Source organism: Ruegeria sp. HKCCD6157 (assembly GCF_013110685.1).
Taxonomy (GTDB): domain Bacteria; phylum Pseudomonadota; class Alphaproteobacteria; order Rhodobacterales; family Rhodobacteraceae; genus Ruegeria.
This window is the reverse complement of record NZ_WVRB01000001.1, coordinates 1179032-1204692: the sequence shown is the minus strand read 5'-3', so window position 1 is coordinate 1204692 and position 25661 is coordinate 1179032. Positions and strand designations below refer to the sequence as shown.

Below are 25661 nucleotides of genomic sequence, written 5' to 3'. Positions count from 1 at the left end.
CGCGGGCTTTGCGTCACGTCCCGCAGAATGTTGCATGAACCACCTCATTTTCGGCCGGAGGACGCCTCAGGTCTTCCGCATCCCCTGGACCCTCGTACGGTTGCGCCAACACGGCGTTCAACCGGTCGAAGGGCGCATAGTCGCCATGTACCGCCGCCTGGATCATCTGTTCGATCCGGTGATTGCGCGGAATGAATGCGGGGTTTGCGGCGGTCATCACCTCCTGTGGCGCCGCTTCGCGCGCCAACCGTGCGCGCCAGTCTTTTTCCCAGGTGTCAAACGCTGCCGGGTCAAGGAACAGATCCCGCGCCGTGCCACCGCCCAGCGCCCGGAAGGTATTGGTGAAATCCGCCTGCCCCCCGGCCATGCGCTTCAGAAGGTCGGTGATCAGTTCCTGATCGCCCTCGTCCGCGGTTGCCAGTCCGATCTTCGCCCGGAACCGGGACAACCAGTTCTGTTGCAGCAGGTCCGGCATCGCGTGGACGATCTCGGTCGCCTCTTCCACGGCAGCCTCTTTGTCGTCCATCTGCTGGATCAAGGCCGTTGCCAACTGCGCGAGGTTCCACACCGCGATATCGGGCTGGTTCGAATAGGCATAACGACCCATCCGGTCGATCGAGCTGTAGACGGTGTTGGGGTGATACGTGTCCATGAACGCACATGGGCCATAGTCAATGGTCTCACCAGCGATCGAGCAGTTGTCGGTATTCATCACGCCATGGATGAATCCCACGCTCATCCATTGTGCAATCAAACCGGCCTGCGCATCGCGCACCGAACGCAACAGGCCCATCGGCCCTTCTGCCTTGGGATAATGCCGCGCGATGGCATAGTCCGTCAGGCGCTTCAGGCTGTCCATCTGCCCACGCGCTGCAAAAACCTGAAAGGTCCCCACCCGCAGATGGCTGGATGCAACCCGGGTCAGGACCGCTCCGGGCATCGGACCTTCGCGAAAGACGGTCTCGCCCGTTTCCACGGCTGCCAAGGCACGTGTAGTCGGAATGCCCAGCGCATGCATCGCCTCGGATACCACATATTCCCGCAGCACCGGCCCCAGCCAGGCCCGGCCATCGCCCCGGCGGGAAAACGGCGTAGGGCCCGAACCTTTCAGCTGGATGTCCCGGCGCACCCCGTCCTTTCCGACCGTCTCGCCCAGCAACACCGCACGTCCGTCACCTAACTGCGGGTTGTACTGCCCGAACTGATGCCCGGAATAAAGCTGTGCTATTGGCTCGGCACCTTCGGGAATACTGTTTCCCGCAAAGGCTTCGGCCATGTCCTCGACGTCACCGGGTGAAATCCGCAGCAACCTGGCCAGATCACCGTTGAACGCAATCATCCTTGGCGCGCGCACGGGAACCGGTGACTGCCGTGCAAAGAACGCATCCGGCAGACGGGCATAAGAGTTATCGAAGGGGATTTTCAGGGTCATGTCGTAAACATATCCCTCGGACGCATGAATACCATAGCGGATCACGCCAGCCCGTGCATAATCGCACCCAAACACGAGGGAGCACATGACCGCACAAGAGATTATCGACCGCTTGAACCTGCAACGGCATCCCGAAGGTGGTTGGTACGCCGAGACATGGCGCGCCGAAAACGAAGGTCGCCCCACCGGCACCTGCATCTACTTCCTGTTGCAGAAAGGCGAAAGCAGCCACTGGCACCGCGTCGATGCGACCGAGATCTGGCTGTACCACGCAGGCGCGCCACTGATCCTGTCACTGAGCGCGACGGATGAAGGCCCCGCCAAAGATCATGTGCTGACACCCGATCTGTCGCAGGGTGCCCCGCAGTTGATCGTCCCGGAAGGCCATTGGCAAGCCGCCCGCAGCACGGGCGATTACACGCTGGTCAGTTGCACGGTCTCGCCCGGTTTCCAGTTCGAGGGGTTCGAACTTGCTGCACCGGGCTTCGATATCCCCAAGGCATGACCGCTCACATAACGATCTCTGAAAAGGTGAGTTTACAGACGGTTGCCCATTGATCATTCTGTACACGCAGCCACAGGCGACGGAGTAACGAGTAAGAATGAAGCAGGTCCTGCTGACTGTCTTGTTCTTGTGTCAAAGCGCAGCATTCGCCAGCGCAGAGACCGCCTGCGCCGAGGCCCGTCTTGCATCCGATCTGACTGCGCCAGAGCTTGCCTGGGAAGAAACGGCTGAAGATGCTGACCCGACCGTGACAGTCGAACCTGCGGTGCTGGTTTCCAGGCGTCCTGCCCTGCGGCCCTGCAAGTTTCGGCAATTCGAAGCGGGCCGTGAACGAATGCAGGAACGGGGCGCCGTGTGCGGCGACTGGACCATTCTGGGTGAAACACGCAAGCCCGTCGCGGGAAAGGCCCGCGGATGCGGGATCACGAACCCGGTTCGGGTTTACAAAATCTCTGATATCGCACTCAGCCAGTTCTCATTGATGGATTGCCAGACAGCGGTCACGCTGAAAACGTGGATCGAAAACACGGCCAAGCCAGCCTTTGCCGATATGGGCGGCGGGCTGAAAGGGATGCGGATCGTTGGCCACTATGCCTGCAAGACCCAGAACAACCAACCGCGTTCACGCATTTCGGAACATGCGCGCGGAAGGGCGATCGACATATCGACCTTCGTTCTAAAGGACGGAACACAGATCACGGTCCGGGACGGGTGGAACAACGCGCAAGGCGCTGTTTTGCGAGAGTTGCACGATGGCGCCTGCGGCATATTCGGAACCGTGCTTGGCCCGGACGCCGACCGCTATCACGTCGGGCATTTCCATTTTGACACCGCCCGCCGCAAGGGCGCTCCGGTGTGTCGATGAACCTTCGGGTTGCGCCTCTATTTGTCGCTTCGGCTTTTGATCAACAAATTGATCAGCGGCACCAGCAGCGCCGCTGCCGATCCCAAAGGGTTCGATCCAATGCTCTTGACCGCCTGCACGACCTCTTTGGCCTCTGCGGTCATCTCCTCCAATTCGTCTTCAATATCCGCTATGGCCATATCGCGCACCTCGACGGCCGGGGCGACTTCGTCGTCGATATTTCGGCGTCTTGCAATCAGCACCATAAGCCCGGCGAAAACGAGGTTTCCAAAGGCCAACAACGCCGCCGCCCAAGCTGGTGACATCGAGCTTTGAAGCGCCAAGAACAAGGAGACATTCAAAAGCACCACCGCCGACAATGCCGCGATGCCCGCGATGCCCATCAGTATGGTCTGTTGCTGAACCACCCCAAGACGGCGGCGTGCGATCAAACGTTCGGTCCGATAGATCGTAACCAGGTTCTTGCTCAGTCTGCTCATAACCCGCCTCCTAGCCCTGCGCGCGCCCGACGACGTACCCAAGCGAAAACGCAATCAGCAACGCCGTGATCGGATAGTCTTTCTGAAGCCGACCGAACTCCTCGACAACGTCATGTCCCAAGGACTGAACCTGGCTCAGGTCGATCCCGTGGTCTTCCAGCAGCTGCCGGATTTCATCCGACGATTTGGTGCTCTCAGGCGGATCTTCGGAACCCGCTTCCTTTTCGGCCTGCGCCTCCAACGTCGCATTCCGCTTTCGCAACTTCTCCAACTCGGCCTCAAGCTCTGCCTTGGTCGCCATACTGCCATGCCCCTGATCCATCTGTCTGGGCAATCGTCGCACAAAGAGTTGTTTTTTTGAACTGTTTTCCGGATCGGGTTATCCGACCGGGTCCATCGACACCGTACTGACGATCCCGCCACCGACAAGCGCCTTTACGCCGGTGGTTCCGGGGCAAGAGGTCGGCAACCCCCGCGCGACGCGCACCGCCAGATAGGCAAACGCCTGCGCCTCAAGCATGTCGCCGTCCAGCCCCACCGCCTCAACCGGTTCGACCGGGCAATCCAGCGACACGCGCAACATCTCCATCAGCACCGGGTTGCGTCTGCCGCCCCCGGTGACCAACACACAGGACGGAGGTTTCGGACAGTGCTCCATCCCCTGCACCACAGCTGCGGCGCACATACCGGTCAGAGTCGCCACCGCGTCAGCGTCATTGAGCTCCTTGACCAAACCGATCATTTCCGAAAAATCGTTCCGGTCCAGGGATTTCGGCGGCATGCGGGAAAAATACGGCTCGGCCAGAAACAGCTCCAGCGCGCCCATTTCCACCGTTCCATCGCGCGCAAGCGCCCCGTCGCGGTCCATCGGAAGCCCCAGCCGGGCCTGCATCAGATCATCGACCGGCGCATTGGCCGGGCCAGTATCAAAGGCCAGCAACGCACCGGGCGCTTCGGGGCCTTCGAACGCCGGGTCCACATAGGTCAGGTTGCCGACCCCGCCCAGGTTCAGGAAACACAGCGGCCGGTCCGCACCGAACCATTTGGCACAGGCGAAATGAAAGAAAGGCGCAAGCGGAGCCCCCTCGCCCCCCATCGCCACATCGTCGCTGCGGAAATCCCAGACCACCGGGCGCCCAAGGGCCTGCGCCAGCCCCAGCCCGTCACCGACCTGCAAGGTCCCGCGCCCGCGCGGCTCATGCGCCAGCGTCTGCCCGTGAAAGCCAATCAGATCCACATCCTCGAACTCGGACAGTGCTTCGGCATGGGCAATCGTCACCATCTCTGCCGCCGCATCGACCTGGGGACCATGCCACTGGCCCAGCGCGGCGCGCAACACGTCGCGTTCGGCATCCGAATACGCGCGGTATCCACTTTCCCCAAACCCGTAAATCGAATGCCCGTCGGTTTCCACCACCGCGGCATCAACCCCGTCCATCGATGTGCCGGACATTGCGCCCAAAGCCCGGAGCTTTCCGTGTTTCGCGATGGTCTGGCCCAAGCCTGCCTCCTGAATTGGCTGTGTCTTTCGCCGCCTCCGGGTCCGGGATTTCACCTTTGGGTTGCAGCCCGGTCAACGTGCCTTCTGTTGGGGCGCAAAGGCAAGCGTTCCGGGCCGGCCCGGCGATTTTTTTCTCAGCCCGCGTGTCTGGATCGACACCCTCGACCACACCCCGCGCCCGAGGTGAAAAGGTGGCTTTTCCTCGCACGCGCTGCCGCCTATACAGTGCCCCGCAACATTAACCCAAAGGGCACGATATGACCTACCACCCCAAATCGGATTTCATCGCCACGATGATCGAGCGCGGCTTTCTCGCCGACTGCACCGATTATCAGGGCCTTGACGACGCGCTGATCAGTGGGTGCAAACCGGCCTATATCGGCTTTGATGCCACGGCCAAGTCGTTGCATGTGGGCAGCCTGATCCAGATCATGATGCTGCGCTGGTTCCAGAAAACCGGTCACCAGCCGATCACCCTGATGGGCGGCGGAACCACAAAGGTTGGCGACCCTTCGTTCCGCGCCGATGAACGCCCCCTGCTGGGGCCCGAACAGATCGACGAAAACATCGCGGGCATCAAAAAGGTGTTCTCGGCTTACATCGACTATGACACAGAGGCCGAGAACAAAGCGTTGATGCTGAACAATGCCGAGTGGCTGGACGACCTGAACTACCTCGATTTCCTGCGCGACATCGGGCGTCATTTCTCGGTCAACCGGATGCTGAGCTTTGAATCGGTGAAATCCCGACTGGACCGTGAACAGTCACTGTCTTTCCTTGAATTCAACTACATGATCCTTCAGGCCTATGACTTCCTGGAGCTGAACCGCCGCTATGGCTGCTTGCTTCAGATGGGCGGCAGCGACCAGTGGGGCAATATCGTCAACGGGATCGACCTGACCCGCCGCGTGCTGGATCACGAGATCTATGGCCTGACCTCGCCCCTGCTGACCACCAGCGACGGCAAGAAAATGGGTAAATCTCAGGACGGCGCGGTTTGGCTGAACGCAGACATGCGCTCGCCCTACGAGTTCTGGCAGTTCTGGCGCAATACCACCGACGCTGATGTTGGGCGGTTCCTGAAGCTTTACACCGAAATGCCGGTGGACGAGTGCGATCGTCTGGGCGCGCTGCAAGGATCCGAGATCAACGAGGCCAAGATCCGTCTTGCCAACGAGGTGACGACTCTGGCCCATGGTGTGCAGGCCGCGGCGAACGCCGAAGCCACTGCGCGCGAAGTCTTCGAAAAGGGTGGCGTGGGCGGGGATCTTCCGACCCTGACCCTCAGCGAGGCCGAACTGGGTGACGGCATGTCCGTCGTGCAGATCATCGTCAAATCCGGCCTCGCCAAATCCGGCAAAGAAGCCAAGCGCCTGATCGCCGAAAACGGTGCCAAGCTGGACGACGCGCCACTGACCGATGCCGGGCTAATGATCGACGCAAACGCCCTGTCTTCGCCGATCAAGCTGAGCGCAGGCAAAAAGCGCCACGCGCTGGTTCAACTGGGCTGACCCGGCAAGGCTGAAAGACACGAAACTGCAACGGCCACCCAAACGGGTGGCCGTTTTTCATTCAGTAAGCCGTGCTTATCTGCGTTCTTTTCCGCCGCCACGACCGGGCCGGTCGCCACTTTCGTCATTGTTGGCGTTATGACCGCGGCCCGGGCTGCTGCCTTCACCGCCATTGCCATGGCCGTTGTTGCCCTTACCACCACCTTTACCCTTGCCGCCTTTACCTTCGCCTTTGCCTTCACCGCCGCCGGATTCACCTCCGCCGCCGGATTCACCTCCGCCGCCGGATTCACCACCGCCACCGGATTCACCTCCACCGCCGGATTCATCACCGCTACCGGATTCGCCTCCACCGCCGGATTCACCTCCACCGCCGGATTCACCTCCACCGCCAGATTCACCTCCACCGCCAGATTCACCACCGCCACCGGACTCACCTCCACCGCCGGACTGGCCGCCTCCATTGTTTTCGCTTTCTTCAGACGCGCCGCCGGGGCCACTTTCACCGCCTCCGACAGCTCCACCAGCATCGGCGAATCCAGACCCACCGGGTTCAGAGCCGCGGCTTTCACCCCGATTTTCTGCGGAACCAGACAGGCTTGCCGTCGGCAAATCCGTCAGCAACGCGGCCAGCCCCGGGCATTGCGCCCCGGTTACACTCAAGGTTGTTTCAAAGTCGGCCCGCTTTTGAAGCCTGTCCAGAAAGCTCGGGGTTACCTGCACACAATCGCACAACCCGGCATAGTCCCCTGCGTTGGCAAGATTCCGAGCCGTTTTCCAGTTGCAGGTTTCCGGTGCAGCAGCAGCATCGCCAACCATCACCATTCCAAAAACAGGCACAGCGACAACTGCACCCAGTATGTGTTTCGTACTTATTACCATAACAGATCCTCCTGGCGGAAAAACACACAAAGGCGCCGCGTTCTTCGCTCACGAACAGGCGCGTTTTCGTGAAGTCGGCATTAAGTCTTGTTGAGGATCGGCCAAAACATCGGGGCCAAGGACCCTACCCGCCAACCAGGATCCTGCTTTCTCAAATTTGTGGACTCTGGCCCCAAAATGCAGTTATTGAACAAGTGTTCATATCCTTGGGAGGAGTTCACCATGCACCTGTCCACCACTGCCGCCCTCATCACCGGAGGCGCATCCGGTCTGGGCGAAGCCACGGCACGCCACTTCGCCTCGGAAGGCGCGCAGGTCACCATTCTGGATCGTGATGCGGATCGCGGCGCACAGGTCGCCGCCGAGATTGGCGGGCATTTCGTGCAAACGGATGTAACCGATCAAGAGTCGGTGGCCGCAGCCGTGCGCCATGGCATGGACAAGATGGGCAAGATCACGGCCACGGTGAATTGCGCAGGTATCGCCTATGGTATCAAGACCGTCGGCAAGGATGGCCCTCACCCTCTGGATGCTTTCCAGCGTACGATCGACATCAATCTGGTTGGCACCTTCAACGTGTCCCGGCTGGCCGCTGCCGAAATGGCAAAGAATGAACCCGAACCAGATGGGGCTCGTGGGGTGATCATCAACACCGCCTCGATCGCTGCGTTTGACGGGCAAAAGGGTCAGGCGGCCTATGCGGCCTCGAAAGGCGGTGTCGTGGGCATGACGCTGCCGATGGCCCGCGACCTGGCCTCGACCGGCATTCGTGTCATGACCATCGCGCCGGGCATTTTCATGACCCCGATGCTGGCGGGCCTGCCCGAAGAGGTGCAACAACAGCTTGCCGCCGACGTCCCGAACCCTGCCCGCCTTGGCGATCCGCATGAATACGGACGACTGGCCGGCTTCATCGTCGAGATGGGCTATCTGAACGGTGAGGTCATCCGCATCGACGGTGCCCTGCGTATGCGCTAAACCGGGGCTCATGACCGAGCGGCAGAAAATGGAAGCGGGTGAATGGTATTGCTGCCTTGACCCGGAACTGGATGCGCTTCGCGCCGAGGCGCGCCGGGCCGTTCATGCCCATAACACATGCCCGCCGGATGCCCGTGGGGCCATCGCGCCGGAACTGGCAGCCCTGTTCGCGGGCTTTGGTCAGGATAGTTTTCTCGAGGCTCCGTTTCACTGTGCCTACGGAATAAACCTGTCGTTGGGAGACCGCGTGTTTTTCAACGCAGGCTGCGTCGTGCTCGACACCGCGCCGGTGACGATTGGGAATGACACGATGCTTGGACCTGCGGTGCAGATCTATTGCGCCGAACACGCGAAAGATCCTGCCTTGCGCGCTCGGGGCCTCGAAGTCGCCCACCCGGTCTGGATCGGCGAAAACGTCTGGATCGGCGGGGCCGCGATCATCATGCCGGGCGTTACGATCGGCGACAATGCCATCATCGGAGCCGGCAGTGTGGTGACAAAAGACGTTCCCCCCGGCGAGACCGTCGTTGGAAACCCTGCCCGGCCTATACGCGCCCACCGATAACCCTGCTCTTCCCCAATCCACCAGGGCCTTGTTCGCGGGGCGCAGCGCCTAGTTTTTCGATCAGGCAGCGCCGGGTCAACGTGTTCCCGAGGGTGGTCGCCCGGGCAAGGTGGATTTTGATCGCACCGAACTCGGAAGCGTCATCGCCTACACCGAAAGAGAATAAATCCAAAACGACCCGCATGTGTTCACGACACATCCCGGTGTCGTTGCCTTCCATGCAATTGGGAACAGCCGCGAACCGTCGCAGACGCATTTGAAGGCGCTTCACCTCACCACTTGAATAAATGTGCTCGACGGGGTCGCAGCCGAAGCAAGCTGAACGAATTGACGCGGATCCGCTGATCCGGTCCCAGGCAAAACCAAAGCAGCAGGCGAACTCCGGTCTTGAGCAGCTTTTTCCGCGCCGTCTGATAAGGCGCGCGCAGTTGGCGTCTACTCAGCCTGGGCTTTCTCTTCCAGTGTCAGCCATTCCTCTTCGGCCGCCGACAACTTGTCTTGCCGTTCGACAAGCGCCTCGGTCGCTTTCTGGAACTTGACCGGCTCGCGGGTAAACAGCTCGGGGTCGGACATCAATTCTTCGAGCTTTGCAATCTCGGCCTCCAGTCGTTCAATCTCGGCCGGCAGCTTTTCCAGCCGGTGCTTTTCTGAAAAGGACAATCCCGATCTGGCTTTTGCTTCCTGCTTCACCTTCGGCTTGGAAAGCTTTGTTTTGCCGTCTTTTTTCTCAGAAACTTCGCCCCGCTGCGCAATATAGTCGGACCAGCCGCCGGCATAGACGGTCGCCCGCCCGTTGCCTTCCATTGCGATGGTCGTCGTTGCAACGCGGTCCAGAAAATCCCGGTCGTGGCTGACCAGCAGAACCGTTCCATCGTAGTCGTCCAGCAGCTCCTGCAACAGATCCAGCGTTTCGACATCCAGATCGTTGGTCGGTTCGTCCAGCACCAGAAGATTGGAAGATTTCGCCATCAACTTGGCCAGCAGCAACCGTGCCTTTTCCCCACCCGACAAGGATTTGACAGCCGCTCTTGCCTGCCGCTCGTCAAACAGGAATTCCTTGAGATAGCCCACGACATGTTTGGGCTGCCCGCCAACCATCACCTGATCAGCCTTGCCGGAAACCCGCATGTCCGGGTCGCCGGTCAGGCTGTCCCACAAGCTCATCTCGGGGTCCAGTTGCGCACGGGTCTGATCGAACACCGCGACCTCAAGATTGGTACCCAGCGACACCGAACCTTCGTCCGGCTCCACCTGCCCCAGAAGCATCTTCAGCAAGGTCGTCTTGCCAACCCCGTTCGGCCCGACAAAGGCCACACGATCACCGCGCTGCACCAGCAGATCAAAATTCCGAACGATCTGCTTGTCACCGAACCCTTTGGCCAGCCCTTTGGCCTCGATCACCTTGCGGCCTGATTTTGGACCCGCCTCCAGCGTCATCGCAGCGGAACCCTGACGCTTGATCTGTGCCGCCTTTTCGGCCCGCAGCGCCTGTAGGGCGCGCACCCGGCCCTGATTGCGTTTGCGCCGCGCGCTGATACCCTCGACCGCCCATTTGGCCTCGGACTTGATCAGACGGTTCAGCTTGTGACGCTGCTGGTCTTCTTCTTCCCAGATCTTGTCCCGCCAGGCTTCGAACGCGTCAAAACCTTGCTCCTGCCGTCGAACCGCGCCCCGATCAATCCACAGTGTCGCCCGCGTCAGTGCCCGCAAAAAGGCTCGGTCGTGCGAGATCAGCACAAACGCCGCTCGTGTCGACCCAAGCTCGCGCTCCAGCCACGCGATGGCTTCGATATCCAGATGGTTGGTGGGTTCGTCCAACAGCATCAGGTCCGGTGCCTCGGCCATCAGTTTGGCCAATGCCGCCCGCCGCCGCTCACCACCCGAAGCAGTCTCAACCGGGCGCGCAGGATCGAATTTCAGCCCCGCACCCGCCCGTTCAACCTTGTAGAGCTCCCCCGGCTCCAACCCGCTCGACGCATAGTCGCCCAGGGTGGCAAACCCCTCCATCGTCGGGTCCTGCTCCATATAGCCCACGGATTTTCCGGGCGGCACGACAATTTCACCGCGGTCAGCCTCGACCAGTCCAGCCATCACTTTCATCAGCGTGGATTTGCCCGACCCGTTGCGCCCAACCAGCGCCACGCGGTCACCGGGCTGTACCACCAGATCCAGTTCGGAAAACACCGGTTCGCCCCCGAAAGTCAGGGATATGCCGGACATCTGCAACAAAGGAATTCTCGCCATGCCCGCCAGCTAAACCGGCGGCCACACTGCGTCAACGCCCTGTCTTCACCTTTTCGGAAATACTCATCTTAACCGGCCAATGCCCGCAACAGGCGTTTTCGGGCCGGAGGGATCGCCCCGATTTCAAGCCCGGTAAACACATGCAACGTGTTCATGTGGCGATCCACAACCGCGTGATCACTCACCCACCCCCCCATCATCAGATAGGTTCGCAACAGGGGCGGCATGCGCGACATTGCCTTTTTCGCGTCCGGCCGGCGCCGCAGACGCGCGGCAAAGCGGAACACGTCCGGAGCCTTGACCCGCGGCAACCACCGTTTTGGGGCCAGGTGGCGATGTTTGAGCATCGCAAAGGCATCAAGGTATCGCCCGGTTTCGGTCCCGGCAAAGGACGAACATCCAAACAGCATCTGGACATTGTGTTGATCGACATAGGACGTCATTGCACCCCAGGCGACACGCAGAATGTCGGGATCGTTCAGGCCGGGATGAACACAAAACCTGCCCATCTCGACCATGCGGCCACTGAACCCTTCCAACGAGCTCAGGTCGTAGAACTGTGCTGAATAGCTGCGCCCGATTTCACCGCCATGTTCCATTGTCAGCATCCGAAAGCAGCAGACCAACTGCCCGGCGGATCGCATATCTTCGACCAGAACATGGCTGCATTGCATGTCGAAATCGTCAATGTCCGGTTGCCGGGTGCCGAATGCCAGTGTCCGCAGGCTTTGTGCGGCCCTGATATCCTCGGCCGATTCCGCCATACGGGCGTGATAGCGCCCCTTGCTCAACATAACTGCCGCCGCCACGGTCGCGTCCTCCATGGGTGCCGACCCACGAGTGTCGGCACGACACCGTTAACACAAGACATGTGACCGCCTTGTGACCAACGCAAGGTTCCGCCGCGATCAGTTGGCGCCAGGAATATTGGCCGGGTTGAAGTTGCCGATATTGCCCAACAGCTGACGCAGGAAGCCTTTGTCCTGAACGTTGGAATCGGTCACCCGGCGTTCCAGCGGAATCACGATGCCGTCTTCCAGGCCAAAACGCTCGATGTTTCTGACGACTCCACGCTGATCAAAGCTGATGGCGACCAGTTCGCGCGCCACCACTTCGGGCCGTTTCGGGCCGTAATGGCGCACCCGCGAGCGGACATAGTAATAGCCCGAATCCCGCACGACCCCGGACGCACCCGGTGCGCCGATGGCTTCTTCCACGCTGTCGCGCGTATCGACGCCCACTTTGATTTCGGCCAGTTCCTCGGCCGGAGGCACATAGCCGTGATTCTTGTAGATCGGCGTACAGGCCCCGGCCGCAGCCAGACAGGCAACAAACACAAGCGATTTCGTCGCTGGTTTCAACCGGTTCACTACCTTCAACATGCACACCCTCTTGCCTTGGCCTCTTGCGGCTTCTATCCGATTACAGAAACCGCTGCCACGGTTCAACACATAGAAAGGCTCACGAATGGGCAACGTTACATCATTTCGGGTGGCTGACCTGCCCCAGAACGCCCCGACACCCTTTGAACTGCGCCCCGCAAGCGCCGCATTGGATGAGATCAGGCAGGATCTGGGGCTGTTGGGGCTGCGCAAACTCAGCTTTTCCGGCGAGCTTCGCGCACAGGGCAAGCGCGACTGGGTTCTTAACGGCAAACTCGGTGCAACCGTGATCCAACCCTGTGTCGTGACGCTCGAACCGGTCACGACCCGGATCGACATTCCCGTGCATCGCACCTTTCTGGCCGATTGGACCGACCCGGATGAACCCGAGTTCGAAATTCCTCACGATGACGAATCCGAGCCCTTGGGCCCGGAAATCGACCCCGCATCGGTGATGGTCGAGGCGCTGTCGCTGGCTCTGCCGCAATACCCGCGCAAGGAGGGTGCGGAACTGGGTCAGGAAGACTATACCGAACCCGGAAAACAGGCGATGACCGACGAAGACGCCAAACCTTTCGCCGGATTGGCAGGATTGCGCGATGCTCTCAAAAAAGACGAGTGACAGAGCGCAGTTTTCCTGTCATAGCAGGCGGTCAGAAAAATCGCTTGAACATACCGAGAATCGCAGTATTTTCGCGCGCTCATCGGATTTTGGGTTGGACATTGCGGGGCCCGTCGCCTAAACGCGCGTCAAACCACGATAAACGAACTACGAAACCCGGGTCGGCAGCGATTCTGCGACCCCTAGTCAGACAAAGGTTGAGACCATGGCCGTCCAACAGAACAAAGTTTCCAAGTCGCGTCGCAACAACCGCCGCGCACACGACGCTCTGGTTGCTGCAAACCCGAACGAATGCCCGAACTGCGGCGAGCTGAAGCGCCCGCACCACGTTTGCGCATCCTGCGGCCACTATGATGATCGCGAAGTCGTCGCTCAGGCCGATGAAATCGATCTGGACGAAGACGCAGCCTAAGCCTGATCGAGCGCAGACCAAGGCATGACTGAACAGCCCACGCACGCCGGACGGATAACCATCTCGGTCGACGCTATGGGTGGGGACGCAGGTCCCTCGGTCGTTGTTGCCGGTCTTGCGAAATCGGCCGACAAGAACCCAGATATCAGGTTCTTGCTGCACGGGCCCGAACAGGTATTGCGCAAGCTTGTCGCCAAACGGCGTGTCCTTGAGGGGCGCGTCGTTTTTCGTGATTGCTCGGGCGTGGTCACGATGGAGGACAAGCCCAGTCAAGTCGTGCGCAACGGCAAAGAGACCTCGATGTGGTCCACGCTGGAAGCGGTACGCCAGGGCGAAGCCCATGGCGCGGTGTCCTGCGGCAATACCGGTGCGCTGATGGCCCTGTCGATGATGCGCCTGCGCAAACTGCCGGGCGTGAACCGGCCTGCCATCGCGATACTGTGGCCCTCGCGCAACCCTCAGGGGTTCAACGTGATGCTGGATGTCGGCGCAGATGTGCGCGCCGACGCCAAGGATTTGCTGCAATACGCCCTGATGGGCGCCTCTTATGCGCGCAACGGTTTGGCCCTGAGCCGCCCTCGGATCGGACTTCTGAATGTCGGCACCGAAGAACACAAGGGGCGCGCCGAACTGAAAGAGGCGCACTCGATGATCGCGGGCTTCGCGGAACAGGCGAATTTCGATTTCGTGGGTTTCGTCGAAGGCAGCGACATCCCCGGTGACAAGGCGGATGTCATTGTAACCGATGGCTTTACCGGCAACGTCGCGATCAAGACCGGCGAAGGCACGGCAAGCCTGATCGGTGACCTGCTGCGGCAGGCGTTCAAATACTCTCCCCTATCCCGATTGGCCTCGATTCTGGCTATCACGTCACTGAACCGTTTGAAGAAACGGATCGACCCGCGACGCGTGAATGGTGGCGTGTTTCTGGGGCTGAACGGCACCGTGGTGAAATCCCACGGCGGCGCTGACGCAACAGGCGTGTCAGCTGCGATCAAACTGGCCTTCACCCTGGCGCAGTCCGGCTTTTCCGAAAAATTGGCTGCGCGGGTTGCATCCACTGCCCAGCTTGCACAAGATGCCGCGCAATCAGCGCCGCAAACAGATAAATAACAAAAAAGGCAGTACCGGAAAATGGCAGGCCGTTCAGTTGTAGTAGGTGTCGGGCATTATTTGCCTGAACGCGTTGTTCCCAATTCCGAGTTTGAAAAAACCCTGGACACGACCGACGAATGGATAAAGACCCGCTCGGGGATCGAACGCCGCCATTTTGCTGCCGAGGACGAGACGACATCCGATCTTGCCACCAATGCCGCCCAGGCCGCGCTGGCCGACGCGGGCCTGACGGCGGATGATATTGACGCAATCGTACTGGCGACTTCAACGGCGGATCTGACCTTTCCTTCGGCCGCCACCATGGTTCAGGCACGGCTGGGCATGACCAAGGGTTTTGCCTTTGACGTGCAGGCCGTTTGCGCCGGATTCGTTTTTGCACTGTCCAACGCAAATGCGCTGATTGTTTCCGGTCAGGCCAAACGCGTGCTGGTGATCGGGGCCGAGACTTTCTCACGGATCATGGATTGGACCGATCGGTCCACCTGCGTTCTTTTCGGCGATGGCGCCGGTGCAGTGGTGCTGGAGGCTCAAGAGGGCACAGGCACCGCCGAGGACCGCGGAATTCTGGCAACCGACCTGAATTCGGACGGGCGCTACAAGGATCTTCTCTATGTCGATGGCGGTGTTTCGACCCAATCCACCGGGCATCTGCGTATGCAGGGCAATCAGGTTTTCCGTCATGCCGTTGAAAAGCTTACGAAAACAGCGGAAACAGCGTTGGAACGAGCGGGGCTGAACAGTTCGGACGTTGATTGGATCGTGCCGCATCAGGCCAACATCCGCATCATTCAGGGCACCGCCAAGAAAATGAACCTGCCGATGGAAAACGTGGTTGTGACCGTTCAGGATCACGGAAACACGTCGGCCGCATCCATCCCATTGGCCCTGTCCGTGGGCAAGCAGCGCGGACAGATCAAGCCGGGTGATCTGATCGTGACCGAAGCCATTGGCGGCGGTCTGGCTTGGGGCGCAGTGGTTCTGCGCTGGTAACCGGCGCAAACCGGCTTACACAGCCGCCCGCAATTCATTGATATTGACAGCGAATTTGCCATACCCATATGCTTCAACAGCAATAGGGGAATTAGCATGGGCGACAAAACACTGACTCGAATGGACCTGAGCGAAGCCGTCTTTCGTGAGGTAGGTCTGTCACGGAACGAAAGTGCGCAGCTGGTTGAAAGCGTTCTGAACCACATGTCCGACGCCTTGGTGCGTGGTGAACAGGTGAAGATCTCTTCTTTCGGTACATTCAGTGTTCGCGACAAGACCGCCCGTGTCGGTCGCAACCCCAAAACCGGCGAAGAAGTCCCGATTCAGCCACGCCGTGTGCTGACGTTCCGCCCGTCGCATCTGATGAAAGATCGCGTCGCAGCCGGGAACCGCAAGTAATTTCAGGACGTCCAGGTTATGAGTAAGTCCCCCGATGCCTTTCGCACCATAAGCGAAGTTGCGGACTGGCTCGGTGTTCAGGCTCATGTTCTGCGATTCTGGGAAAGCCGGTTCACGCAGGTAAAGCCCGTCAAACGCGCAGGTGGACGCAGGTATTATCGCCCGAACGACATGCGTCTTTTGGGCGGGATCAAGAAACTGCTGCACGAAGACGGAATCACGATCAAAGGTGTCCAGCGTATCCTGCGCGAACAAGGCGTCGCACATGTCGCGGCGCTGTCCCCTTCCCTGGACGATCCCGGCCCGGCCCCGATTGCGCCTGCCCAGGACACCGTGGTGCCGTTCGAACCAAAGCCCGCCGCCGCCACGGAACAGATTCGCATGGATCTGCGCGACCCGATCCAGCCAACCGGCAAGGACGATGCGCAGACAAACGCACGCGCCTCTGACGCATCACAGCCCGAGCCAGAGCCCGAACTGGATGCCGCGCCCTTGATGGGGGGAATCGCGTCGCTTGCGTGGAATCAGACAGATTTTGATGACGACCTGCTGCGGCGCATCGCTCCGATTGCGAAAGATCTGCGCCGATGGCTGGACCGGGTTGAAACACAGGCGACGGGTTAGGACAAAAGGCATTGATTTCCTCTTGCCCCTGCCGGGAAAATCTTTATGAACACCCCAACGTCGGGCTATGGCGCAGCCTGGTAGCGCGTCCGTCTGGGGGACGGAAGGTCGCAGGTTCGAGTCCTGCTAGCCCGACCAAATTACACCGACGTTTATGGCATACAGGCCAGATCCCGCTCTGGCACCAGGGGGGATCGAGATGACAGGTGTTTGCCCGAACCAACAGCTTGAGGCGATGATCGCGCGCGGTGAGATCAGCGCCGAACCAGAGGTTCTGCCTGCCCAGATTCAACCCGCCAGCCTTGATTTGCGACTGGGAACAGTGGCTTACCGTGTCCGCGCCTCGTTTCTTGCGGGCGAAGGCCGGACTGTCACGGATCGCTTGACCGAGTTTGAGATGCACCGCATCGATATCTCGGATGGCGCGGTTCTTGAAAAGGGCTGCGTCTATCTGGTGCCCCTGATGGAATCGCTTGCCCTGCCCGACAGCATGAGCGCCGTGGCCAACGCCAAAAGCTCGACCGGGCGACTGGACCTTCTGACGCGGACGATCACCGATGGCGGCACCGAGTTCGACCGCGTGCCCGCAGGTTACACAGGCCCGCTTTATGCCGAAATCTGCCCACGCTCGTTCTCGGTTCTGGTTCGTCCCGGGATGCGTCTGAACCAGATTCGTTTCCGCCACGGTCAGGCCGTGTTGTCCGATGCGGAACTGAGGACCTTGCATGCGCAATCTCCGCTTGTGGACGGACCTGCCGTCATTCAGGACGGTCTGGGCTTTTCCGTCGACCTGCAACTGCCCGATACCGATCTGGTGGGCTATCGCGCCAAACCTCATACAGGGGTGATCGATCTGGATCGAATCGGTGAATACGATCCGCAGGACTATTGGGAAGAGGTGCGCACCAAGGATGGTTGCATCATCCTGGACCCCGGCGCGTTCTATATCCTTGTCAGCCGCGAGGCGGTGCATATTCCACCGATGTACGCGGCTGAAATGGCGCCCTATCTGGCGATGGTCGGTGAGTTCAGAGTGCACTATGCAGGCTTCTTCGATCCCGGTTTTGGCCATGCCGCTGCCGGGGGGGCCGGTTCCCGTGGCGTGCTTGAGGTGCGCTGCCACGAAGCGCCATTCGTGCTGGAACACGGACAGGTCGTCGGACGTCTGGTCTATGAGAAAATGGCTGAAATGCCGACGCAGCTTTATGGTGCAGGCATTGCATCGAACTATCAGGGTCAGGGCCTGAAACTGTCAAAGCACTTCAAGGCCGCAAGCTGACCCCTAGAACTTCATGAACCGGCGCATTTGACGGGTCACGCGCTGTGCCTGCCTGAGGTTCTGCGCATGTCGCGGCGCGCTGGCTTTTCCGGGGCTATTCGATGTGCCGGGTCCGCCGCCCTTTCGGCTGGCCAGATCGATACCCTTGTTCACACCTTTGTTGACCAGACGGCGCATGACCTGGCGCACAATCATGTCGATGATCCGGTTTGCATTCATCGCTCAACTCCGTGTCCTCTCGCACAAAGATAGGCGCTTTATGCGGCAACAAAAGGGCTGTTCGATCACTCTTCTTCGAACAACTCGCTCTGGTCTTCGTCAACTTCGTCCTCGCGCCGTTCCCCCAAAGGGATCGCACCCGGAGGAGGCCGATTCTCCAACAATCCCGCGGCGCGCAGCTCTTTCAGGCCCGGCAGGTCGCGCGCGTTTTCCAGACCAAAATGATCCAGAAACTCAGGCGTCACCACAAACGTCACCGGACGACCCGGCGTCATACGGCGGCGGCCCAGCTTGATCCACTCCATCTCAAGCAACTGATCGATGGTCCCGCGCGAGACCGACACGCCCCGGATTTCCTCGATCTCGGCCCGTGTGCAGGGTTGGTGATAGGCCACGATGGCCAGAGTTTCGATCGCGGCGCGGCTGAGCTTGCGCGTCTCGACCGTTTCCTTCTGCATCAGAAAGCCCAGATCAGGGGCCGTGCGGATGGCCCAGGCATCCCCTACGCGCACAACGCGCACGCCACGCCCCTCATACCGTTTCTGAAGCAATTCAAGTGCTTGCGCCGCGTCGCTGCCATGGGGCATCCGCGCCTCAAGATCCGCAATCGTCACCGGCTCGGCGCTGGCGAACAGAACGGCTTCGACCATACGCTCCTGCTCTGCCAGCGGAGGTGCCTCGAACAGCGTACCGGTCTCTTCTGGGGCATCAGTCACGTGTTTCGGTCCTCTTGCGCAATTGGATCGGAGCGAATGTCTCGCTCTGCTTGATTTCCATATGTCCTTCTTTCACCAGTTCCAACGAGGCCGCAAAGGTCGCCGCCGTTGCCGACCTGCGCCTTACCGGGTCGGAATCCCAGCCATCGGGCAGGTAAGTTTCCATGTCGGTCCATGTCCCGGCAAACCCGATCAGCGGTCGCATCCGTTCCAATGCCTGTTCCATGGTGAATACCGAATCGCGGTCCATCACAAACGGGCGGAATTCATCACGGGTGCGGATGCGGGCATAGCCCTGCATCAGATCCAGCAGCGTGGCGGAATAGGTGACGGTGCGGATTCGGGTGATATCTTCGCCCTGCCCGCGTTTGAAGAAATCCCGTCCCAGCTGATCGCGCGCCATCAATCGTGCCGCAGCGTCGCGCATCGCCTGCAAGCGTTCCAATTGAAACGCCAGATGTGCGGCCAGCTCTTCGCCCGAAGGTCCCTCGTCTTCGGGGTCTGGCGGCAACAGCAGGCGGGATTTCAAAAAGGCCAGCCAGGCCGCCATCACAAGATAGTCGGCGGCCAGTTCGATCCGCAGCGCCCGCGCCTTTTCGACAAAGGCCAGGTATTGCTGCGCCAGCGCGAGTACGGAAATTTTCCTCAGATCAACCTTCTGCGTGCGCGACAGGGTCAGAAGAACGTCCAGCGGGCCTTCAAACCCATCGACATCAACAATCAGCGCTTCGGCCGCAAGACGATCCGCGACCGAGACAGGATCTTCGCTGAAAAGATTATCGTTCATATACCTGCCCGCCCATTAGGGCAGATAGTTCCGCCTCGGCGGCAGGGATGTCAAGTTCCTGCGGAGCTTTGCGCATCGCCAGTGCCCGTTCTGCGCGGGCCTGTGCCACATCGGACATCTCCCCGGCAGCTTCCAGCACCTCGGCGCGCTCGGCAAAGCTTCCGTTGCAGTGCAGAACGACGTCACAGCCCGCGCTTATGGCTTGCCGCGACACCTCAGCAGGCGTTCCGCTGAGCGCCTTCATCCCGATGTCATCGGTCATGATCAGCCCGCCGAAGCCAATCCTGTCGCGGATCACATCCATCATGGTTGCCGAGATAGTGGCAGGCTGCGGGTCAATCCGGTCATAGACCAAATGCGCAGTCATCCCCATCGGCAGGTCGTTCAAGGCCCGGAACGGCACGAAATCGCTTCGCTCAAGCTCATCCAGGGGCAGATCCACATGCGGCAAGTCATGGTGGCTGTCCAACGTGGCACGTCCATGGCCCGGAATATGCTTGAGCACTGGAAGCACTCCGCCATCCAGATGACCCTGCGCCACGGCTTTGCCAATTCTGGAAACGCGTTCAGGATCAGCGTCATAACAGCGGTTCTTCAGGAACTTGTGCGTCTCGGGACGCGCGACATCCACCATGGGCGCACAGTTGCTGTCGATGCCCAGACTAAACAATTCATCGGCAATCAGGCGGTACCTCAGATACATGGCGCGCTCGGCCTGCTCGGCGGCATTGGCTACGTGATCCAACGGAGGCAGCCATTCGCGGGCCAGCGGCGCCCGCAGGCGCTGCACGCGCCCACCTTCCTGATCGATGGTGATCGGGCAATTACGCCCGACTGCCTCGCGGAAATCATCACACAAGGCGCGCGCCTGATCCGCGTGTTCGATGTTGCGGGCGAACAGAATGAACCCGAACGGGTTCATCTGCCGAAACAAGTCTTTTTCCTGTTGCGTCAGGCGCAGGCCCTCTGCATCGGTGATCGTGGCACCGTACTTCACCTGACGGCCACCGGGATACAATCAGCCCCTTGCGCAACAAGCGCGGCACAAAACTGGCGCGAGTCGCTCAGGTCTTCAAAGCCCAGCACGCGCAGGCGGTAAAAGGTGCGCCCACCGCTTGAGGTCTTCTGGATAACGCGCTGTTTTCCTGCCATATATTCGCCGAACTTCCCGTTCAGGCGATCCCATTCCGTTTGCGCAACCTGGACGCTGTCATAGGCCCCAAGCTGCGCCAGACGCGTGCCTTTTGCCAGCGTATCAGGATCAACATCCAACCCAACCGCAGCCTTCACCGCGGCATTGATGGCGTCTTCGGAATTCTCGCTTGGCGACACCCGGCTGCGTGAGGTGCGTGCCGGGCGGGTCAAGGGGCGCAAGGACCGGCGCACGCCCGGCAGCGCGGCAATGGCCGGGTCCGGCAAGGCGGCTGCGAAATCGGCCGGGTCAATTGCGGGTTCTTCCTCGGGGGTGGTCAGCGATGCCAGCTGCACGCCATCCTCGGCGTTTTGCTGAGTTTTGGCTGCTTCACCAGCAAGTTCCGCAACCAGCGCATCCACTGCGTTCTGGCGCAATCGGGCGGCTTCCTGGGTTGAAATCGGCTTTTCCACCACATGCAGCGCCGGTGTCGGCTTCAGATCAGCGGCAGGTACGTCTTCATCCGTCAACGAGACCGGCCGCGGCGCAAGAATCAGACGATCCGCCGGGGCGGCGGCACTGCCCTTGGCTGCCACGGCATTCACGGCCAAGCCCTGATGATCGGCCGGTGTTCCGCCCGGGTTTTCGGGCTGCACCCGCATCGGCCCTTCGGCTGCACGCACGACCGGCACGCCGCTGACATCCCGCATGACAAGCTTGTATCCCCAGATACCGACACCGGCGACCAGTGCCAACGATGCAACAGCCCCCAGGAAATTGACGGCCCGCCCCAGTCCGAACGCGCCGCGCGGCGCGTCGTAATCCTGCATCTCGTCGGGATAGTCATACGCATCCTCGAAATGCGCTTGATTCGGGTAATCATTCTGCCCAGGGCTCTGATGCCCCGAGTAATCGTAACTCGCCATGTCCGCCTCACTGCCCGCTTCGCGCCCGAAAATAAGGCGCGCGGGTCATTTCTTGCCTACCTCGTACCGGCGGTTCGGGCGATATTTGTTACCGCATCTCCTGCGCCGGGGTAACGCCAAGAATACCCAAGCCCGCTGAAATCACAACAGAAACGGCCCGGGCCAGCGCAATTTTCGACTGGCTTGTGGCAACATCGCCATCCTGAATGAAACGCAGCTGGGTTTCGTCATTGCCCCTGTTCCACAAAGCGTGAAAATCCCCTGCAAGTTCATACAGATAGAAGGCAACACGGTGCGGTTCGTTGGTCCGCGCAGCGATCTCGACCAGGCGTGGCCATTCCGCCAGCTTCTTGGCAACCGTCAGTTCGGCGGAGTGGTCCAGCGATGCCAGATCGGCCCCGCGCAGCGTGTCGTCGGTGGCGTCGATCCCCGCCTCGGCGGCACGGCGCAGCACGCTCATCACCCGGGCATGGGCGTATTGCACGTAGAACACGGGGTTCTCGCGGCTCTGTTCCAGCACCTTGTCGAAATCGAAATCCAGCGGCGCGTCGTTCTTGCGGGTCAGCATCACGAAACGGGTCACGTCGGGGCCAACCTGATCGACCACATCGCGCAGGGTGACAAAGTTCCCGGCCCGTTTCGACATCTTGTACGGCTCGCCATTTTTCCACAGTTTCACCAGCTGCGTCAGCTTGATATCCAGCGGCACCTTGCCATCGGACAGGGCCGACACGGCCGCCTTCATCCGCTTGACATAGCCGCCATGATCCGCCCCGAACACGTCGATCAGCGCGTCAAAGCCACGGCTCACCTTGTCATAGTGATAGGCGATATCGGGGGCGAAATAGGTCCAGCTGCCGTCCGACTTCTTGACCGGGCGGTCGACGTCATCGCCATGTTCGGTGGATTTGAACAAGGTCTGTTTGCGCGGTTCCCAATCTTCGGGCTTTTTGCCTTTTGGCGGCTCCAGCACGCCTTCATAGATCAGGCCCTTTTCGGTCAGCGATTTCAGCGCGGCCTCGATCCGGCCCGTGCCATAGAGCGATTTCTCCGAGAAGAACACATCCATCTCGACGCCCAGCGCCTTCAGGTCGGCGCGGATCAGGTCCATCATCGCGTCGGTCGAAAACGCGCGCAGCTCTTCCAGCCATTCGCTTTCCGGTTTGTCGATCAGGCTGTCGCCATATTTCTCTTTCAGCGCCTCGCCAATCGGGATCAGATAGTCACCGGGATACAGCCCCTCGGCAATCTCGGGGCTGAGGCCGTTGGCCTCGCGATAGCGCTCATAAGCGGACCGCGCCAGCACATCCACCTGCGCGCCACCGTCGTTGATATAGTATTCGCGGGTCACGTCATGGCCCGAATAGGCCAGCAGGCTTGCCAACGCATCCCCGAACACCGCGCCGCGTGTGTGCCCGACATGCAGCGGACCGGTCGGGTTGGCCGAGACATATTCGACATTGACCTTCTGCCCCTGCCCCAGGGTCGAGCGCCCGAAATCGGTGCCTTTTTCCAGCACAGCCGCCAACACGCCTTGCCAGACGGACGGCGCAAGACGCAGGTTCAGGAAACCGGGCCCTGCCACTTCTGCGCTTGTGATCCGGTCATCCGCCGCCAGTTTCCCGGCCAGAACATCCGCAATGTCGCGCGGCTTCATCCTGGCTGGTTTCGCCAGCACCATCGCGGCGTTGGTTGCCATGTCCCCATGGGCCGCATCGCGCGGAGGCTCGACCGCCACGTTGTCAAAGCTCAGCCCCTCGGGCAATGCGCCTTCGGACTGCATCTGCGCCAGCGCGTCCAGTACAAGGCCGCGGATCTCGGAAAACAGGTTCATTTCGGATGTCCTTTTGCTTGTCGCGGGGTTTACCACGCAAACCGGCAAGGTCAATGGACGCCTAATGTTTAAGCTTGGTTTGGCGAAACATCTCGCTAATCTCGGGCCTGTACGCCGCTACCGGAGACCGTTGATGCACCGCGCCTTGTCCTTTGCCTTGCTTTTGTCCACCGCCCTGCCTGTGCTGGCCGACCTGCCACAGCCCAAAGGCCATGTGCTGCTGACGCTGGGCGGCGCAGTCAGCGAAACAAACCTGCCTGCGCGGGGTGAGAATGACGGCGGTCTGCTGGGCTATCTGGAGGTCACGCATGACGGCGCGGCAGGGTTTGATGCTGCCATGCTGGACGGGCTGGAGCAGTTCGAGATCACAATCCCCTATGGTCCTTTGGGCAATGAGCGGGAATACAGGTTTTCAGGTCCGCTTTTGGCAGACGTCATGACATTGGCCGGGGCCGAGGGGAAAACCGCTCTTCCCATGGCGCTGGATGGGTATCAGGCTGAAATCGAGTGGGACAGTATCGCCACGCACAAACCGATCGTTGCAACGCATGCTGATGGCGAACCGATGGGGATCGGTGGTTACGGCCCGACGATGATCGTGTTCCCACCGACGAAGTACGCCGAACAGTCCGCGAAACAAGCCGCTCAGCAAGTCTGGGCCATCGCTTACATAGCCGTGGAGTGATCAGCCCGTCAGCCGCGCATGGTCCTGCAAGGCAAATCGGTCGGTCATGCCCGCAATGTAGTCGGAAACAATGCGGGCCAAGGCTGTGTCGTCCCTGGCAGCTTCAATGTCATCATACCAGCGCACAGGCATTTGCCTGGGATCGTTCATGTAGATCGGAAACAGATCTTCCACGATCTTTGCCACCTCTGCCCGCACTGACATCACCCTGGGTGCGCGATACATACGTGTGAACAGAAACGACCTGATTTCACGCAGTTGCGCCCAAACCTCATCCGAGAACTGGATGACAGGATACCCAAGATGTCGGATTTCTTCGACGGACTGCGCGCCAGACACGGCAATGAGATCGTTCGAAGTGTTGATGACATCCGCCACCATGACCCCGAAAACCCGCCTGAGCGCTTCGTGACGCCGGCGGTAGGAATCCAACCCTGGGTATCTGGCATCCACCTCGGCGTAACAGACCCCGACAATCGGCAGGTCCTGCAAATCGTCATCCGTGAACAAGCCTGCGCGCAACCCGTCCAGAAGATCGTGATTGTTGTATGCTATGTCATCAGAAAGGGCCGCAACTTGCGCTTCCGCGCTGGCATGGGTGTGCAGTTCAAGATCAAATTCCTGATTGCACTCGGCCAATGCCCAGGGCAGATCGCCCTCAACCGGCCCATTGTGCTTGGCTATCCCTTCCAGACATTCCCAGGTCAGGTTGCAACCATCGAATTCTGCATAGTGGCGCTCCAGCTTTGTGACAATCCGAATGGCCTGCGCGTTGTGATCAAAGCCACCATAGGGCTTCATCAACGCGTGCAGCGCGTCTTCGCCAGTGTGTCCAAAGGGCGTGTGCCCCAGATCATGCGCCAGGGCCACGGCTTCGGTCAGCTCTGGGTTCAGGCCCAGGGCACCGGCAATGGTCCGGGCCACCTGCGCCACCTCGATGGAATGGGTCAGGCGGGTGCGGTAGCTATCGCCCTCATGCTCAACGAAAACTTGCGTCTTGTGTTTGAGGCGCCGAAAGGCACTGGCGTGAATGATCCTGTCCCGGTCGCGCTGAAAGCATGATCGGAAACTGCTTTCCTCCTCGGCCACGAGCCGTCCCCTGGTGCGGTCCGGATCCGAGGCAAAACTAGCTCTGTCCAAATGGCCCGTCCTTGTCGCCTGTCCTTGCACTTTCTATATTGTATGGCGTAACGGAAGGAAACCTTTGGAGACCGGCATGAATCTGCCCCCAACAGTCACGGATCGCGCCTTTGAACGCCTCGCTGAAATCGGCGCGGCGGATCAGGGTCAGGCACTGCGCGTCGCAGTGGAAGGCGGCGGTTGCTCGGGGTTTCAATACGAAATCGCTTTGGATACGCCAAAAGCAGATGATCTGGTCCTTGAAGGCAAAGGGCAAAAAGTCATTGTTGACGCCATTTCGCTGCCCTTTCTGGAAAACGCGGTTATCGACTTCACCCAGGAACTGATTGGCGCGCGATTTGTGATCGACAACCCCAACGCCACCTCTTCCTGTGGTTGTGGCACATCTTTTTCGATGTAACCGTGGGGGCTTTGCCCCCACACCCCCAGGATATTT

The 25661-nt window shown here is 60.2% G+C and carries 29 protein-coding genes and 1 tRNA gene; 15 read left to right on the top strand and 15 right to left on the bottom strand.

Annotation, left to right across the window (positions count from 1 at the left end):
* Window positions 1-13 precede the first annotated feature (13 nt).
* Window positions 14-1432 carry a YdiU family protein gene (locus tag GS612_RS05700; protein ID WP_171639970.1) on the bottom strand — a complete coding sequence of 473 codons (1419 nt, stop codon included), beginning with the start codon at window positions 1430-1432 and terminating at the stop codon, window positions 14-16.
* Window positions 1433-1517: 85 nt separating this feature from the next.
* On the opposite strand from GS612_RS05700, the gene GS612_RS05695 reads away from it, so the two are divergent.
* Together GS612_RS05695 and GS612_RS05690 are read left to right on the top strand one after the other, a co-directional pair.
* A complete protein-coding gene (locus tag GS612_RS05695; protein ID WP_171639351.1) occupies window positions 1518-1937 on the top strand; it encodes a cupin domain-containing protein in 420 nt (139 codons plus the stop codon).
* Between the two features lie 97 nt (window positions 1938-2034).
* Complete coding sequence (locus GS612_RS05690) at window positions 2035-2802, top strand: extensin family protein (RefSeq protein ID WP_171639350.1); 768 nt, start codon at window positions 2035-2037, stop codon at window positions 2800-2802.
* A 17-nt stretch (window positions 2803-2819) separates the two neighbouring features.
* Here the strand turns inward: GS612_RS05690 and GS612_RS05685 are convergent, their stop codons facing one another.
* The 3 genes from GS612_RS05685 to GS612_RS05675 form a co-directional block, all read right to left on the bottom strand.
* Entirely contained in the window at window positions 2820-3281 is a 462-nt protein-coding gene (locus GS612_RS05685; protein ID WP_171639349.1) for a phage holin family protein, read from the bottom strand.
* 10 nt (window positions 3282-3291) lie between these two features.
* Window positions 3292-3582, bottom strand: a complete 291-nt coding sequence (locus GS612_RS05680) for a hypothetical protein (protein WP_171639348.1) — start codon at window positions 3580-3582, stop codon at window positions 3292-3294.
* Window positions 3583-3660: 78 nt separating this feature from the next.
* A complete protein-coding gene (locus GS612_RS05675) occupies window positions 3661-4734 on the bottom strand; it encodes an anhydro-N-acetylmuramic acid kinase (RefSeq protein ID WP_371809328.1) in 1074 nt (357 codons plus the stop codon).
* Window positions 4735-5039: 305 nt separating this feature from the next.
* On the opposite strand from GS612_RS05675, the gene tyrS reads away from it, so the two are divergent.
* Window positions 5040-6293, top strand: coding sequence for a tyrosine--tRNA ligase (gene tyrS, locus GS612_RS05670; protein ID WP_171639346.1), 1254 nt, complete (start codon window positions 5040-5042; stop codon window positions 6291-6293).
* Here tyrS and GS612_RS05665 read toward each other — a convergent pair.
* The gene (locus tag GS612_RS05665; protein ID WP_171639345.1) at window positions 6281-6823 is read right to left on the bottom strand and encodes a hypothetical protein; all 543 of its coding nucleotides are present in this window, start codon (window positions 6821-6823) and stop codon (window positions 6281-6283) included. The two genes, tyrS and GS612_RS05665, sit on opposite strands and share 13 nt — an antisense overlap.
* 574 nt (window positions 6824-7397) lie before the next feature.
* Between GS612_RS05665 and GS612_RS05660 the strand changes: the two genes are divergently transcribed.
* Window positions 7398-8153 carry a 3-hydroxyacyl-CoA dehydrogenase gene (locus tag GS612_RS05660; RefSeq protein ID WP_171639344.1) on the top strand — a complete coding sequence of 252 codons (756 nt, stop codon included), beginning with the start codon at window positions 7398-7400 and terminating at the stop codon, window positions 8151-8153.
* A 10-nt stretch (window positions 8154-8163) separates the two neighbouring features.
* A complete protein-coding gene (locus GS612_RS05655; RefSeq protein WP_171639343.1) occupies window positions 8164-8718 on the top strand; it encodes a sugar O-acetyltransferase in 555 nt (184 codons plus the stop codon).
* A 435-nt stretch (window positions 8719-9153) separates the two neighbouring features.
* On the opposite strand, the gene GS612_RS05650 is transcribed toward GS612_RS05655, so the two are convergent.
* From GS612_RS05650 to GS612_RS05640, 3 genes are all read right to left on the bottom strand, one after another.
* Window positions 9154-10962 (bottom strand): ABC-F family ATP-binding cassette domain-containing protein, encoded by a 1809-nt coding sequence (locus tag GS612_RS05650; protein ID WP_253286101.1) that lies wholly within the window; start codon window positions 10960-10962, stop codon window positions 9154-9156.
* Window positions 10963-11030: 68 nt separating this feature from the next.
* Window positions 11031-11786 (bottom strand): GNAT family N-acetyltransferase, encoded by a 756-nt coding sequence (locus GS612_RS05645; protein WP_171639342.1) that lies wholly within the window; start codon window positions 11784-11786, stop codon window positions 11031-11033.
* 84 nt (window positions 11787-11870) lie between these two features.
* Complete coding sequence (locus GS612_RS05640) at window positions 11871-12344, bottom strand: outer membrane protein assembly factor BamE (RefSeq protein ID WP_171167760.1); 474 nt, start codon at window positions 12342-12344, stop codon at window positions 11871-11873.
* Window positions 12345-12429: 85 nt separating this feature from the next.
* On the opposite strand from GS612_RS05640, the gene GS612_RS05635 reads away from it, so the two are divergent.
* The 8 genes from GS612_RS05635 (at window position 12430) to GS612_RS05600 (ending at window position 17786) form a co-directional block, all read left to right on the top strand.
* Window positions 12430-12966 carry a DUF177 domain-containing protein gene (locus GS612_RS05635; RefSeq protein WP_171639341.1) on the top strand — a complete coding sequence of 179 codons (537 nt, stop codon included), beginning with the start codon at window positions 12430-12432 and terminating at the stop codon, window positions 12964-12966.
* Window positions 12967-13171: 205 nt separating this feature from the next.
* On the top strand, window positions 13172-13378 hold the full coding sequence (gene rpmF, locus GS612_RS05630) for a 50S ribosomal protein L32 (protein WP_008756996.1): 207 nt from the start codon (window positions 13172-13174) through the stop codon (window positions 13376-13378).
* A gap of 24 nt (window positions 13379-13402) precedes the next feature.
* Complete coding sequence (gene plsX, locus GS612_RS05625; protein WP_152458232.1) at window positions 13403-14491, top strand: phosphate acyltransferase PlsX; 1089 nt, start codon at window positions 13403-13405, stop codon at window positions 14489-14491.
* A gap of 21 nt (window positions 14492-14512) precedes the next feature.
* Window positions 14513-15484, top strand: a complete 972-nt coding sequence (locus GS612_RS05620; protein WP_171639340.1) for a beta-ketoacyl-ACP synthase III — start codon at window positions 14513-14515, stop codon at window positions 15482-15484.
* A gap of 96 nt (window positions 15485-15580) precedes the next feature.
* A complete protein-coding gene (gene ihfA / locus GS612_RS05615) occupies window positions 15581-15883 on the top strand; it encodes an integration host factor subunit alpha (RefSeq protein ID WP_152458234.1) in 303 nt (100 codons plus the stop codon).
* Window positions 15884-15901: 18 nt separating this feature from the next.
* A complete protein-coding gene (locus tag GS612_RS05610; protein WP_171639339.1) occupies window positions 15902-16507 on the top strand; it encodes a MerR family transcriptional regulator in 606 nt (201 codons plus the stop codon).
* A gap of 61 nt (window positions 16508-16568) precedes the next feature.
* Window positions 16569-16645, top strand: a tRNA-Pro gene (locus GS612_RS05605).
* Between the two features lie 61 nt (window positions 16646-16706).
* Window positions 16707-17786 carry a 2'-deoxycytidine 5'-triphosphate deaminase gene (locus tag GS612_RS05600; protein ID WP_171639338.1) on the top strand — a complete coding sequence of 360 codons (1080 nt, stop codon included), beginning with the start codon at window positions 16707-16709 and terminating at the stop codon, window positions 17784-17786.
* Window positions 17787-17789: 3 nt separating this feature from the next.
* Here GS612_RS05600 and GS612_RS05595 read toward each other — a convergent pair whose 3' ends face one another.
* The 6 genes from GS612_RS05595 to argS all read right to left on the bottom strand — a co-directional run bounded on the left by GS612_RS05595 (window position 17790) and on the right by argS (window position 23400).
* On the bottom strand, window positions 17790-18005 hold the full coding sequence (locus GS612_RS05595) for a hypothetical protein (RefSeq protein ID WP_171639337.1): 216 nt from the start codon (window positions 18003-18005) through the stop codon (window positions 17790-17792).
* Between the two features lie 65 nt (window positions 18006-18070).
* Window positions 18071-18721, bottom strand: a complete 651-nt coding sequence (gene scpB / locus GS612_RS05590) for an SMC-Scp complex subunit ScpB (RefSeq protein ID WP_171639336.1) — start codon at window positions 18719-18721, stop codon at window positions 18071-18073.
* Entirely contained in the window at window positions 18714-19508 is a 795-nt protein-coding gene (locus GS612_RS05585; RefSeq protein ID WP_152458239.1) for a ScpA family protein, read from the bottom strand. Before GS612_RS05585 ends, scpB begins: the two co-directional genes overlap by 8 nt.
* Entirely contained in the window at window positions 19498-20505 is a 1008-nt protein-coding gene (gene nagZ / locus GS612_RS05580) for a beta-N-acetylhexosaminidase (protein ID WP_171639335.1), read from the bottom strand. Before nagZ ends, GS612_RS05585 begins: the two co-directional genes overlap by 11 nt.
* Entirely contained in the window at window positions 20502-21566 is a 1065-nt protein-coding gene (locus GS612_RS05575) for an SPOR domain-containing protein (protein ID WP_171639334.1), read from the bottom strand. The genes nagZ and GS612_RS05575 overlap by 4 nt, the downstream gene beginning before the upstream one ends.
* 88 nt (window positions 21567-21654) lie before the next feature.
* Window positions 21655-23400, bottom strand: a complete 1746-nt coding sequence (gene argS / locus GS612_RS05570) for an arginine--tRNA ligase (protein WP_171639333.1) — start codon at window positions 23398-23400, stop codon at window positions 21655-21657.
* A gap of 133 nt (window positions 23401-23533) precedes the next feature.
* On the opposite strand from argS, the gene GS612_RS05565 reads away from it, so the two are divergent.
* Window positions 23534-24085: a hypothetical protein gene (locus tag GS612_RS05565; RefSeq protein WP_171639332.1), complete on the top strand. Its 552-nt coding sequence runs from the start codon at window positions 23534-23536 to the stop codon at window positions 24083-24085.
* On the opposite strand, the gene GS612_RS05560 is transcribed toward GS612_RS05565, so the two are convergent.
* Window positions 24086-25225 (bottom strand): deoxyguanosinetriphosphate triphosphohydrolase, encoded by a 1140-nt coding sequence (locus tag GS612_RS05560; RefSeq protein ID WP_171639331.1) that lies wholly within the window; start codon window positions 25223-25225, stop codon window positions 24086-24088.
* A 76-nt stretch (window positions 25226-25301) separates the two neighbouring features.
* Here GS612_RS05560 and GS612_RS05555 point away from each other — a divergent pair, with 76 nt between their 5' ends.
* Window positions 25302-25625 carry an iron-sulfur cluster assembly accessory protein gene (locus GS612_RS05555; RefSeq protein WP_171639330.1) on the top strand — a complete coding sequence of 108 codons (324 nt, stop codon included), beginning with the start codon at window positions 25302-25304 and terminating at the stop codon, window positions 25623-25625.
* Window positions 25626-25661: the final 36 nt, after the last annotated feature.

What these genes read in the sequence shown, in the direction of transcription:
- GS612_RS05595 (WP_171639337.1), bottom strand. Translation starts at nt 18,005, where the DNA reads ATGAATGCAAACCGGATCATCGACATGATTGTGCGCCAGGTCATGCGC.
- GS612_RS05660 (WP_171639344.1), top strand. Translation starts at nt 7,398, where the DNA reads ATGCACCTGTCCACCACTGCCGCCCTCATCACCGGAGGCGCATCCGGT.
- tyrS (WP_171639346.1), top strand. Translation starts at nt 5,040, where the DNA reads ATGACCTACCACCCCAAATCGGATTTCATCGCCACGATGATCGAGCGC.
- GS612_RS05680 (WP_171639348.1), bottom strand. Translation starts at nt 3,582, where the DNA reads ATGGCGACCAAGGCAGAGCTTGAGGCCGAGTTGGAGAAGTTGCGAAAG.
- GS612_RS05620 (WP_171639340.1), top strand. Translation starts at nt 14,513, where the DNA reads ATGGCAGGCCGTTCAGTTGTAGTAGGTGTCGGGCATTATTTGCCTGAA.
- ihfA (WP_152458234.1), top strand. Translation starts at nt 15,581, where the DNA reads ATGGGCGACAAAACACTGACTCGAATGGACCTGAGCGAAGCCGTCTTT.
- GS612_RS05635 (WP_171639341.1), top strand. Translation starts at nt 12,430, where the DNA reads ATGGGCAACGTTACATCATTTCGGGTGGCTGACCTGCCCCAGAACGCC.
- plsX (WP_152458232.1), top strand. Translation starts at nt 13,403, where the DNA reads ATGACTGAACAGCCCACGCACGCCGGACGGATAACCATCTCGGTCGAC.
- GS612_RS05695 (WP_171639351.1), top strand. Translation starts at nt 1,518, where the DNA reads ATGACCGCACAAGAGATTATCGACCGCTTGAACCTGCAACGGCATCCC.
- GS612_RS05685 (WP_171639349.1), bottom strand. Translation starts at nt 3,281, where the DNA reads ATGAGCAGACTGAGCAAGAACCTGGTTACGATCTATCGGACCGAACGT.
- GS612_RS05600 (WP_171639338.1), top strand. Translation starts at nt 16,707, where the DNA reads ATGACAGGTGTTTGCCCGAACCAACAGCTTGAGGCGATGATCGCGCGC.
- GS612_RS05645 (WP_171639342.1), bottom strand. Translation starts at nt 11,786, where the DNA reads ATGGAGGACGCGACCGTGGCGGCGGCAGTTATGTTGAGCAAGGGGCGC.
- GS612_RS05655 (WP_171639343.1), top strand. Translation starts at nt 8,164, where the DNA reads ATGACCGAGCGGCAGAAAATGGAAGCGGGTGAATGGTATTGCTGCCTT.
- GS612_RS05565 (WP_171639332.1), top strand. Translation starts at nt 23,534, where the DNA reads ATGCACCGCGCCTTGTCCTTTGCCTTGCTTTTGTCCACCGCCCTGCCT.
- GS612_RS05665 (WP_171639345.1), bottom strand. Translation starts at nt 6,823, where the DNA reads ATGCTGGTGGAGCTGTCGGAGGCGGTGAAAGTGGCCCCGGCGGCGCGT.
- GS612_RS05555 (WP_171639330.1), top strand. Translation starts at nt 25,302, where the DNA reads ATGAATCTGCCCCCAACAGTCACGGATCGCGCCTTTGAACGCCTCGCT.
- GS612_RS05650 (WP_253286101.1), bottom strand. Translation starts at nt 10,962, where the DNA reads ATGGCGAGAATTCCTTTGTTGCAGATGTCCGGCATATCCCTGACTTTC.
- GS612_RS05640 (WP_171167760.1), bottom strand. Translation starts at nt 12,344, where the DNA reads ATGTTGAAGGTAGTGAACCGGTTGAAACCAGCGACGAAATCGCTTGTG.
- GS612_RS05700 (WP_171639970.1), bottom strand. Translation starts at nt 1,432, where the DNA reads ATGACCCTGAAAATCCCCTTCGATAACTCTTATGCCCGTCTGCCGGAT.
- rpmF (WP_008756996.1), top strand. Translation starts at nt 13,172, where the DNA reads ATGGCCGTCCAACAGAACAAAGTTTCCAAGTCGCGTCGCAACAACCGC.
- GS612_RS05675 (WP_371809328.1), bottom strand. Translation starts at nt 4,734, where the DNA reads ATGTCCGGCACATCGATGGACGGGGTTGATGCCGCGGTGGTGGAAACC.
- GS612_RS05610 (WP_171639339.1), top strand. Translation starts at nt 15,902, where the DNA reads ATGAGTAAGTCCCCCGATGCCTTTCGCACCATAAGCGAAGTTGCGGAC.
- GS612_RS05690 (WP_171639350.1), top strand. Translation starts at nt 2,035, where the DNA reads ATGAAGCAGGTCCTGCTGACTGTCTTGTTCTTGTGTCAAAGCGCAGCA.
- GS612_RS05575 (WP_171639334.1), bottom strand. Translation starts at nt 21,566, where the DNA reads ATGGCGAGTTACGATTACTCGGGGCATCAGAGCCCTGGGCAGAATGAT.
- GS612_RS05585 (WP_152458239.1), bottom strand. Translation starts at nt 19,508, where the DNA reads ATGAACGATAATCTTTTCAGCGAAGATCCTGTCTCGGTCGCGGATCGT.
- argS (WP_171639333.1), bottom strand. Translation starts at nt 23,400, where the DNA reads ATGAACCTGTTTTCCGAGATCCGCGGCCTTGTACTGGACGCGCTGGCG.